Raw genomic sequence first — 10,562 nt, 5'->3', positions numbered from 1 at the left:
CGATGTTACGGGCAGAAAGTAAGCGGTCACTCTCAATATCAGCGACGCGGCAACCGAGCAGACGTGCAGCTTCGCCAGGATGGGGGGTCAACACCCGATTCTGACGCTTCAGCGGATTTAATGCCAGCAAGTTGAGTGCATCTGCGTCCCATAATGCTGGTTTATCACTTTGTTGCAATAGATTCAGAGCATTCCTGCCCCAATCCGACTGCCCTAACCCCGGCCCGACCACCAATACATCAGCCCAATTCATACTTTGTTCGAGGGTTTCATCAGTTAATTCCTGCACCATCAACTCAGGGCGCGCAGCCAGAATCGGCGCGACATGTTCAATGTGAGTAAGTACTCGCACCAGCCCGGCACCACTGCGCAAAGCGGCCTCTCCTGCCATGCGAATAGCACCACCGAATCCTTTATCGCCCCCTACCAGCAATAAACGCCCATGCTCGCCTTTATGAGCACAGGGGCGGCGCGGTTTCAGCCACTGCGGCAGGTGGTCCGCCGTCATGCGCTCAATTTGCACCGGTTGAGCACTTAACCATGGTGTTAACCCCAAATCATTGCAGTGCAAATGCCCCACCCAATCACGGGCTTGCCCGGTGAGTAAACCGGGTTTCAGTGTGACAAAAGTCAGGGTGTGATCGGCGCGAATAACTGAGCCTGGAGCCGCACCGCTATCAGCACTCAGCCCAGACGGAATATCCAGAGCAAATTTTGCTGCACGATGGCGGTTTGCTGTGTCAATCAGCGTAGCATAAACCCCCTGTGGTGCGGCTCGAAGGCCAATACCCAACAAACCATCAATAATTAAATCGATATGTTGTGGCCAGGGTATATCAGGTTGGTTAATCACACCGCCGGCAGCCAGCCACTGAGATTGCGCCTGATGGGCTTCTGCGGGTAAAGGCCGATTACCAGGGCAAGCAATAAGAGTAACATTCAAACCCGCGGCCAATGCCCGGCTGGCAACAATGTAGCCATCGCCACCGTTATTACCGTGACCACACAAAATCAGCCAGTGGCGAGCGGCAGGATATTGCTTTCGCGCCAGTTCATATGCGGCATTTCCAGCTCTCACCATCAGGTCAAATAAGGTCAGAGAGAAGTGTGCCGCCGCAATCGCCTCATTCTGGCGCACCCAGTCCGCAGAAAAAACAGAGTGTGGTAAACTGGCTCCGATTTGTTTCTTACTATGGTCCGTCATGGCACACCCCCTCGATCTGAATCAGTTAGCCCAACATATCAAGCAATGGGGGCAATCGCTAGGTTTCCAGCAAGTCGGTATCTGCGATACAGATTTGTCAGCAGAAGAACCGCGATTACAGGCCTGGCTTGATAAACAATATCATGGCGAAATGGCCTGGATGGCCCGCCACGGTATGCTGCGCGCGCGCCCCCATGAACTATTACCCGGCACTTTGCGGGTGATCAGCGTGCGAATGAATTACCTGCCAGCCAAGGCTGCATTTGCCAGCACATTAAAGAATGCAGAACTCGGTTATGTCAGCCGTTATGCCTTAGGCCGTGATTATCATAAATTGTTACGCCAACGCCTGAAAAAATTGGGTGATATGATTCAAAATTATTGTCTGGAGCAGGCGGCCGGCGATGTCAACTTCCGCCCGTTCGTCGATTCTGCGCCAATAATGGAACGTTCCCTGGCGGCTAAAGCGGGGATTGGCTGGGTTGGTAAGCACTCACTAATTTTGAATCGTGATGCTGGGTCCTGGTTCTTTCTTGGTGAGTTACTCATTGATCTGCCGCTGCCGGTCGATAAACCGCAAGAAGAACAATGTGGGCGCTGTGTTGCTTGTATTACCACCTGTCCGACAGGGGCTATCGTCGCCCCCTATACCGTTGATGCGCGCCGCTGTATTTCCTATCTAACGATCGAGTTGGAAGGCGCGATACCGGAAGAGTTTCGCCCACTGATGGGTAATCGTATTTATGGTTGTGATGATTGCCAGCTAATCTGTCCGTGGAACCGCTTCTCACAATTAACCGATGAAGAAGATTTCAGCCCGCGAGCTGTATTACATACGCCACAGCTATTGGATTTATTCGCCTGGAATGAAGAGAAGTTTTTACGGGTCACTGAGGGCTCAGCCATCCGCCGAATTGGGCACCTGCGCTGGTTACGCAATATCTCGGTCGCATTAGGCAATGCGCCCTATCTCGATAATATTGTCTTGGCATTGGAAGCACGTCGCGGCATTGACCCCATGTTAGATGAACATATTGAATGGGCCATCTCACAACAATTGAAAAGACGGTCTACACTGATTGGGGATGTTCAATCGCCGCAGAAAAAACGGCTGGTGAGAGCGATTGAAAAAGGCCTGCCACGCGATGCCTGATGCTGCTTTTGCCTAATGTTGAATGACATTAAGCAGAGTTTTTTCAACTATTTTTATAATGAATGAACTCAGAGTTTTCCTGTGTATAAAAATAAAAACACCTTGGCAATCAAGTGCAAAAAAAAGCACAAGTGATCGGCATAACGTTTTTATATAAAAATATATGTAATTAAATCAGATGATTATAAAACAGGAAATTACAGCGGTTAAATTATGAGCTGAATACAAAAACAGCAGAATCTGTGGATAACTCTGTTGAAGAAGTTAATACAATGTATGTTAAATGAGGTGCAGCGCGTGACTGGGCTGTGGATAATTAAGACAGAATTGAATGAAAAAATTTGGAGCGGGAAACGAGACTCGAACTCGCGACCCCGACCTTGGCAAGGTCGTGCTCTACCAACTGAGCTATTCCCGCATTGAGATGCCGTTCAGGCAACATTTGACTATCTGAAACCAGTTATTTGAAATCAGTTATTTAAAATAAATAATTTTGGAGCGGGAAACGAGACTCGAACTCGCGACCCCGACCTTGGCAAGGTCGTGCTCTACCAACTGAGCTATTCCCGCGTCGCCGTCATGCGTTATTAACGAAAAAAACGCATCACTTTTATATTATTCATTTCTATTACTGTGACCAATCTCTTCTCTACTCAAGAAATTGGAGCGGGAAACGAGACTCGAACTCGCGACCCCGACCTTGGCAAGGTCGTGCTCTACCAACTGAGCTATTCCCGCTCTGGGTCATAATTTCCGGCACTGAATCTGTTTGCGCTTGCTTGCAAATTCTTCATCGGTACGGGGTGCGCATTATACGAGAAATCCGTTTTGCCGCAAGCCCCTGAAAGCAAAAAAATCATTTTTTGGTTTAAGTGCCGATTAAAACAACAATATGCTGTTTTTACCAGCACCGGTTAATTATTTTTGAATAAAATGTTCGCGGTAGTAGGCCAGCTCAGCCACGGACTCGCGAATATCATCCAGTGCCTGATGAGTATTTTGCTTTTTAAAACCGGCCAAAATCTCGGGTTTCCAGCGGCGTGCCAACTCTTTCAAGGTGCTGACATCCAGATAGCGGTAATGGAAGTATGCTTCCAACTCGGGCATATAACGGAACAGGAAGCGGCGATCTTGACCCACACTGTTACCACAGATAGGCGAAGTGCCAGCCGGAACCCACTGCTTTAGAAACTCAATGGTTTGCAATTCAGCATCATGATCATTAAACGGGCTGGCTTTGACCCGCTCGACCAAACCACTGCCAGTATGAGTGCGCACATTCCACTCATCCATTAGCCCAAGCTGCTCATCAGATTGATGGACAGCCAACACCGGGCCTTCTGCCAGGATATTCAAATTAGCATCGGTGACCAGCGTAGCGATCTCGATGATCCGATCCCTTTCAGGATCAAGACCGGTCATTTCCAGATCGATCCAGATCAGATTATTTTGATTTTCTGCCATGATATTTCCTGCCTGTTAGCTGGGGAGACTACCGAACAAACGGTTTATTGATAAAATAATGTGTATCATAGCCTTTTTGGTCGCAACCAGCGACATACCCAACGTAAGTGGGGTCGCAGCTAACCACTCTGAGGCTTCAAGTATGAAGAGTATAAATGCAGATTCAAGTGAGGCGCAGTGAGCAAGAATAAACTGTCCAAAGGTCAACAACGCCGTGTGCAGGCCAACCATCAGCGCCGGCTACGCACTGATAGAAAACCTGAGTTAGATGACTCTCAGCTTGGCGATGCGCAAGAAGGTATCGTAATCAGTCGTTTCGGTCAGCATGCTGATGTCGAAGCCGCCGATGGTGTTCAGCACCGTTGTAATATCCGTCGCACCATCAAGTCACTGGTTACCGGTGACCGCGTGGTCTGGCGTCCCGGCCTGCAAGCGCAGGAAGGCGTTCGGGTTAAAGGTATCGTCGAAGCCGTTCATGAGCGAACATCGGTTCTGACGCGCCCTGATCTCTATGACGGCGTGAAACCGATCGCGGCGAATATTGATCAGATCGTCATCGTTTCGGCGATCTTACCCGAACTTTCTCTCAATATTATCGACCGCTATCTGGTGGCCTGTGAAACATTGGATGTCGAGCCGTTAATCGTACTGAATAAAATCGATTTACTGGATGCTGATGGCCGCAAATTCGTTGACGGCATGATGGATATCTATCGCCGTATTGGCTACAACGTATTGGAAGTTTCCAGCCAGACCCGTGAAGGGATGGAAGCCTTTGAACAGGCGTTGGCTGGGCGGATAAGTATCTTTGCCGGTCAATCTGGTGTCGGTAAATCCAGCCTACTCAATGCGCTGTTACCGCCAACGGATAACGAAATTCTGGTGAATACCGTTTCGGACAACTCAGGTTTGGGCCAACACACCACCACCGCCGCTCGTTTGTATCATTTCCAGCATGGTGGTGATGTGATTGATTCACCGGGCGTTCGTGAATTCGGCCTCTGGCATCTGGCTCCGGAACAAATCACCCAAGGATTTGTCGAATTCCGTGATTATCTTGGCCATTGCAAATTCCGCGATTGTAGCCACACCAACGATCCCGGTTGTGCGCTGCGCGAGGCGGTGGAGCAAGGCAAAATTGCCGAAGAGCGCTTTGATAATTACCATCGGATTCTGGAAAGTATGGAACAGGCAAAACCTCGCAAGACATCAGATAGCGACGAAAAGTGATGTCTTTATAACGGTTTTCAAATTCTATACTTAATGACTTACATCGTGGCGCATAGATACAATGCGCCCCCTAATTTTTATAGCTCATAGTTTTTATAGCTCATAGCAAACCCAAGAGGTCTACGTGCTGGACAGTATCAAGATCAGATTACAATATTTACTCCCCAAACAAGGCCTGACCCGCTTGGCTGGCTGGGGTGCGGATAAGCAAGCTGGCTGGTTGACACAACTGGTTATCAAGGCGTTTGCCCGCTACTACAAAGTCGATATGAAAGAAGCACAAGATCCTGAATTCTCTGCTTATCGCACATTTAACGAATTCTTTGTGCGCCCGCTACGTGCCGGTGCGCGCCCAGTTGTTGCTGAGGAAAATCTATTAGCTCAACCTGCTGATGGTGCTATCAGTCAGTTAGGTACCATTCATGATGGGCAAATCTTGCAAGCAAAAGGCCACGACTACAGTGTGGAAGCTTTGCTGGCAGGTAACTATATGCTCGCTGCCGAGTTCCAGAATGGTCAGTTTGTCACTACCTATCTGGCCCCTCGCGACTATCACCGGGTGCATATGCCGTGTGATGGTGTGTTGCGTGAAATGATTTATGTTCCGGGTGATTTATTCTCGGTCAATCCATTGACCGCAGCGAATGTTCCCAACCTGTTCGCCCGTAATGAGCGCGTTATTTGTATCTTTGATACCGCCTTTGGCCCGATGGCCCAAATTTTAGTGGGTGCTACTATCGTTGGCAGCATAGAAACTGTCTGGGCTGGCACCATTACGCCACCACGCGAAGGTGTTATTCGCCGCTGGACCTACCCACAAGCAGGGGCTGAAGGTGCGATAGCACTGGAGAAAGGGCAAGAAATGGGCCGCTTTAAATTAGGCTCGACGGTGATTAACCTGTTTGCTGAAGGCAAAGTATATTTAGCGCCACAGTTAAACAGCGGTTCGGTGACCCGCATGGGTGAAGTCCTTGCCGAAGCCGTCCCTGTTACTCCGCCGTGCTAGCCTTCGGCTTAAGGCATAATTGATGTTAAGGAGCCCTTACTTGCGTCCAATGATTTCCTGGCCTTTAAGCAAATTACTGCCTTTTGGCCTGCTACTGTCGTTTATCATGTTGTTATCCCTGCCACTGCATGCGGCAACTCAGCCGAATGAAGAACAGCTTAGGCAAGAGTTGAAACAGGCTGAAGCCAATAAAGGGATGGCAAATCAGGCAGAAATTGTTCAGGCGCTGCAAGGGGCTCTTAGTTGGCTGGCGGATGCGAAAGAATCTGATATCCGCGCTCAGCAGTATCAAAAAGCCATTGATGATTTTCCCAAGCTGACCCGCGAACTACGCCAACAGTTAGCACAGGAAGGGGATAAACCCCTGCCGGTGCCTAACAATATGTCCACATCCGAGCTGGAACAGCAGGTGCTGCAAATCAGCAGCCAGTTGTTAGAGTTGAGCCGTCTGTCACAGCAAGAACAAGATCGCGCCCGCGAAATCAGTGAGTCACTCAATCAACTGCCACAACAGCAATCAGAAGCGCGACGAATTCTGACAGAAATCAGCTCGCGCTTGCAGGCGCAGAGCGGCCCAACCACGCCAGCCGCGCAAGCTCAACTGGCGTTATTGCAAGCTGAGGCCGTGGCGCGCAAAGCGAAAGTCAATGAGCTGGAGCTTTCCCAGCTTTCCGCCAATAATCGCCAGGAATTATCACGGCTACGGGCCGAACTCTACAAAAAGCGTCAGGAGCGGGTCGATACCCAGCTTCAGGCATTGCGTAATACCCTAAATAATCAGCGCCAACAGGCCGCAGAACAAGCACTTGAGCGAACAGAGCTACTGGCCGAGCAAGGTGGCGATTTACCGGCGTCGATTACTCAGCAGTTACAGATAAACCGTGAGTTGTCTCAAGCACTGAATCAGCAAGCGCAGCGCATCGATCTTATTTCCTCGCAGCAACGTCAGGCTGTCTCACAGACCCAGCAAGTCCGACAGGCACTCAGCACCATTCGTGAGCAGGCCCAGTGGCTAGGGGTTTCAACCGCATTAGGTGAAGCACTCCGTGCGCAGGTTTCCCGGTTGCCGGATGTACCAAAATCTCAGCAATTGGACCGCGATATGGCCCAGTTACGGGTACAGCGCCTGCAATATGAGGACATGCTCGAGAAGTTACAGCAGCAAAATGTCAAATTAACTCAAGATGATGGCACGCCACTCACCACCGAACAGCAGCGAATTCTGGACGCCCAGTGGCGTACGCAGCGTGAATTATTGAACTCTCTGCTCTCCGGCTATGACACCCAGATTCTTGAATTGACCAAGCTGAAAGTGGCTAACAGCCAGTTAGTGGATGCCTTAAGTGAAGTGCGTGAAGCCACCCATCGTTACCTGTTTTGGGTCGCGGATGTCAGCCCGATTTCACTCTCCTATCCAGTGAATGTCGCTCATGATCTTACCCGCTTATTGTCGCTGGATACGCTGGCGCAGTTGAGTGGGGCCTTCGTGATGATGATGACTAATCAGGAGACATTGCTACCAATTATTGGTGCGCTACTGTTTGTTGGTTTCAGTATCAGCTCTCGCCGCCACTATCATGCCTTCCTTGAACGCGCCAGCAGCCGTGTAGGCAAAGTGACACAAGACCATTTCTCCCTGACGCTACGTACTGTGTTCTGGTCGATTTTGATGGCACTGCCGCTACCGGTTTTATGGGCCGCAGTCGGTTATGGATTGCAAAATGCCTGGTCGTATCCGATGGCAATTGCCATTGGGAATGCCGTCACCGCGACCGTGCCGGTGCTATGGGTGTTTATGATAAGTGCTTCATTTGCCCACCCACATGGCCTGTTTATTACCCATTTCCGCTGGTCACCGACCCAAGTCGGGCGGGCAATGCGCTTCTATCGTATGTCAGTGTGGTTAATTATCCCGCTGATGATGGCACTGATTACCTTCGAGAATTATAACGACCGTGAATTCGCCGGCACACTGGGCCGGTTATGCTTTATTTTGCTATGTATTGCCTTGAGTTTGGTGACCAACAGCTTGAAGCGGGCCGGGATTCCTCTCTATCTGGATAAGAAAGGTTCTGGCGAGAATATCGTTAATGTGGCGCTGTGGGGGCTGCTGCTGTCCGCGCCATTGATTGCCGCATTAGCGTCTGCGCTGGGTTATCTCACCACATCACAGGCACTGTTGGCACGTCTGGAGACCTCGGTTGCTATCTGGTTCTTCTTGTTGGTGGTTTACCATATTATCCGCCGCTGGATGCTAATTCAGCGCCGCCGCATTGCCTTTGATCGTGCCAAGCAGCGACGTGCCGATATTCTGGCGCAACGCGCCCGTGGCGAGGATGATACGCCGCACAATAACAGCACCGAAGGTTCCATTGATGTAGAAGAGCCGGTAATTGATCTGGATGTGATCAGCGCCCAGTCTCTGCGGCTAGTGCGATCCATTCTGACCATGATCGCGTTGGTTTCAGTGATCGTGCTGTGGTCTGAGATTCACTCGGCTTTCGGTTTCCTGGAAAACATTCGGCTGTGGGATGTGTCATCGACGATCAATGGCATTGAGTCGGTACAGGCGATCACCATGGGATCATTATTGATCGCCATTTTGGTGATGATTGTGACTACCCAACTGGTGCGTAACCTCCCTGCGCTGCTGGAACTGGCGCTGTTACAGCATTTGGATCTCACGCCAGGAACAGGCTATGCCATTTCGACTATCACCAAGTATCTGTTGATCCTGTTCGGTAGCTTACTTGGCTTCTCAATGTTAGGGATTGAATGGGCGAAATTCCAATGGCTGGTTGCCGCACTGGGTTTAGGGTTAGGTTTTGGTTTACAAGAGATTTTCGCTAACTTTGTCTCTGGCTTGATCATCTTGTTTGAGAAACCGATCCGTATCGGCGATACCGTGACCATCCGTGATCTCACCGGTAGCGTAACCAAAATTAATACCCGTGCGACGACAATCTCTGACTGGGACCGCAAAGAAATTATCGTGCCGAATAAGGCCTTTATCACTGAGCAATTTATTAACTGGTCACTATCGGATTCCATTACCCGTGTAGTGCTAACTGTACCGGCTCCAGCAGAAACCAGCAGTGAGGAAGTGACGGAGGTATTACTGACCGCCGCGCGTCGCTGTACGTTGGTATTGGATAACCCGCCACCGGAGGTCTATTTGGTCGATCTCCAGCAAGGGATCCAGATTTTCGAGCTGCGTATCTATGCCGCTGAGATGGGCCACCGTATGCCACTGCGCCATGAGATCCACCAGCTGATTCTGGCTGGTTACCGCGAGCACGGTATTACTCTGCCGTTCCCACCTTTCCAGGCCCGTTTGGAAACACTGGGACGTGGGCGTGTAGTTTCGTCAAATCGAACTCGTACACCGGGTAGTCTGTAAGTTAACTGAGTGAGTAAGAAACAAAAATGCCCTGATCTGTGAAAGATCAGGGCATTTTTTCTTTATGATGACTGAATGCTCAACTAAGCGATATTGACTGGGAAGGCAATAACATCACTCAGCTTTTCCGCCCCCAGCGCCAACATCACCAAACGATCAACCCCTAATGCCACGCCAGAACAATCCGGTAAACCATGCTTCAGGGCATCAATCAGATTCATATCAATGGGATGTTGTGGCAAACCCCGTTTTTCGCGGTTGCGATTATCTTGCTCAAAACGTTTCAGTTGCTCATCGCCGTCAGTCAACTCATGGAAACCATTCGCCAGCTCAATACCTTTAAAGTAAACCTCAAAGCGTTCTGCCACGCGGTGATCTTCTGTGCTGATCACAGCCAGGGAAGCCTGCGATGCCGGGAAGTGATAGACAAAAGCCGGTTTATCACGGCCAATGTGGGGTTCAACCCCAACGGTGAACAGCAATTGCAGCAGCGTATCGCGATCTTCTTCTGTATCGGCAATATTGCTTAAATCCAGTTTGGCCGCGGCTTCGCGCAATTGCACTTTATCCGCCGACAGAGGGTCAATATCCAAATGACGCAAGAATGCCTGCTGATAAGAAAGCCTTTCTGAGCTATCGCAATCCAGAATTTGTTGCAGCAGATCATCAACCTCATCCATCAGACGATACATATCATAATGCGGGCGATACCATTCCAGCATAGTGAATTCAGGATTGTGATGACGGCCAGCTTCTTCATTGCGGAAACTGCGCCCCAATTGATAGATAGAGCCGCTACCCGCCGCCAACAGGCGCTTCATGTGATATTCCGGACTGGTCATCATGTACAGCGTCAAACCATCGGCAGCGCCCGGGCCAACAAACCGGGTTTGGAATGGGACTAAATGGATGTCCGTCACTGTCGCTTGGCTCATGGTGGGCGTTTCAACTTCTAATACGCCACGATCGGCAAAAAAGCGCCGGATCTCTGCCATTATTGCTGCGCGCTTCAACAAATTGGCGATGGGTGCACTCGGCTGCCAGCTTGCCGTTTCGCTCATGGTGGTTAACTCCGAAATCAAACAGGGGGTGCAGTCTACTCGCA

The 10,562-nt window shown here is 50.2% G+C and carries 7 protein-coding genes and 3 tRNA genes; 4 read left to right on the top strand and 6 right to left on the bottom strand.

Going from position 1 to position 10,562, the window contains the following annotated elements; all coding sequences use genetic code 11:
• A partial coding sequence (nnr, locus tag ACNSO8_RS04740; RefSeq protein ID WP_418393978.1) for a bifunctional ADP-dependent NAD(P)H-hydrate dehydratase/NAD(P)H-hydrate epimerase occupies positions 1-1,204 on the bottom strand: 1,204 nt, incomplete at its 3' end.
• Here nnr and queG point away from each other — a divergent pair.
• Complete coding sequence (queG, locus tag ACNSO8_RS04735; protein ID WP_050298407.1) at positions 1,203-2,357, top strand: tRNA epoxyqueuosine(34) reductase QueG; 1,155 nt, start codon at positions 1,203-1,205, stop codon at positions 2,355-2,357. The two genes, nnr and queG, sit on opposite strands and share 2 nt — an antisense overlap.
• Positions 2,358-2,699: 342 nt before the next feature.
• On the opposite strand, the gene ACNSO8_RS04730 is transcribed toward queG, so the two are convergent.
• The 4 genes from ACNSO8_RS04730 to orn all read right to left on the bottom strand — a co-directional run bounded on the left by ACNSO8_RS04730 (position 2,700) and on the right by orn (position 3,821).
• Positions 2,700-2,775: transfer RNA gene (locus ACNSO8_RS04730), tRNA-Gly, on the bottom strand.
• A gap of 76 nt (positions 2,776-2,851) precedes the next feature.
• Positions 2,852-2,927, bottom strand: a tRNA-Gly gene (locus ACNSO8_RS04725).
• Between the two features lie 92 nt (positions 2,928-3,019).
• Positions 3,020-3,095, bottom strand: a tRNA-Gly gene (locus tag ACNSO8_RS04720).
• 180 nt (positions 3,096-3,275) lie between these two features.
• A complete protein-coding gene (gene orn / locus ACNSO8_RS04715) occupies positions 3,276-3,821 on the bottom strand; it encodes an oligoribonuclease (protein ID WP_011815420.1) in 546 nt (181 codons plus the stop codon).
• Between the two features lie 177 nt (positions 3,822-3,998).
• Between orn and rsgA the strand changes: the two genes are divergently transcribed.
• From rsgA to mscM, 3 genes are all read left to right on the top strand, one after another.
• A complete protein-coding gene (gene rsgA, locus ACNSO8_RS04710; RefSeq protein WP_011815419.1) occupies positions 3,999-5,051 on the top strand; it encodes a small ribosomal subunit biogenesis GTPase RsgA in 1,053 nt (350 codons plus the stop codon).
• A gap of 124 nt (positions 5,052-5,175) precedes the next feature.
• Positions 5,176-6,057, top strand: a complete 882-nt coding sequence (gene asd, locus ACNSO8_RS04705) for an archaetidylserine decarboxylase (RefSeq protein ID WP_019084265.1) — start codon at positions 5,176-5,178, stop codon at positions 6,055-6,057.
• Between the two features lie 40 nt (positions 6,058-6,097).
• Positions 6,098-9,457: a miniconductance mechanosensitive channel MscM gene (gene mscM / locus ACNSO8_RS04700; RefSeq protein ID WP_019080723.1), complete on the top strand. Its 3,360-nt coding sequence runs from the start codon at positions 6,098-6,100 to the stop codon at positions 9,455-9,457.
• An 83-nt stretch (positions 9,458-9,540) separates the two neighbouring features.
• On the opposite strand, the gene epmA is transcribed toward mscM, so the two are convergent.
• Positions 9,541-10,518, bottom strand: a complete 978-nt coding sequence (epmA, locus tag ACNSO8_RS04695; RefSeq protein WP_019080724.1) for an elongation factor P--(R)-beta-lysine ligase — start codon at positions 10,516-10,518, stop codon at positions 9,541-9,543.
• Positions 10,519-10,562 lie beyond the last annotated feature (44 nt).

It is taken from the genome of Yersinia sp. LJYL362 (assembly GCF_048323875.1).
This window is presented reverse-complemented; position numbering and strand designations above follow the sequence as displayed.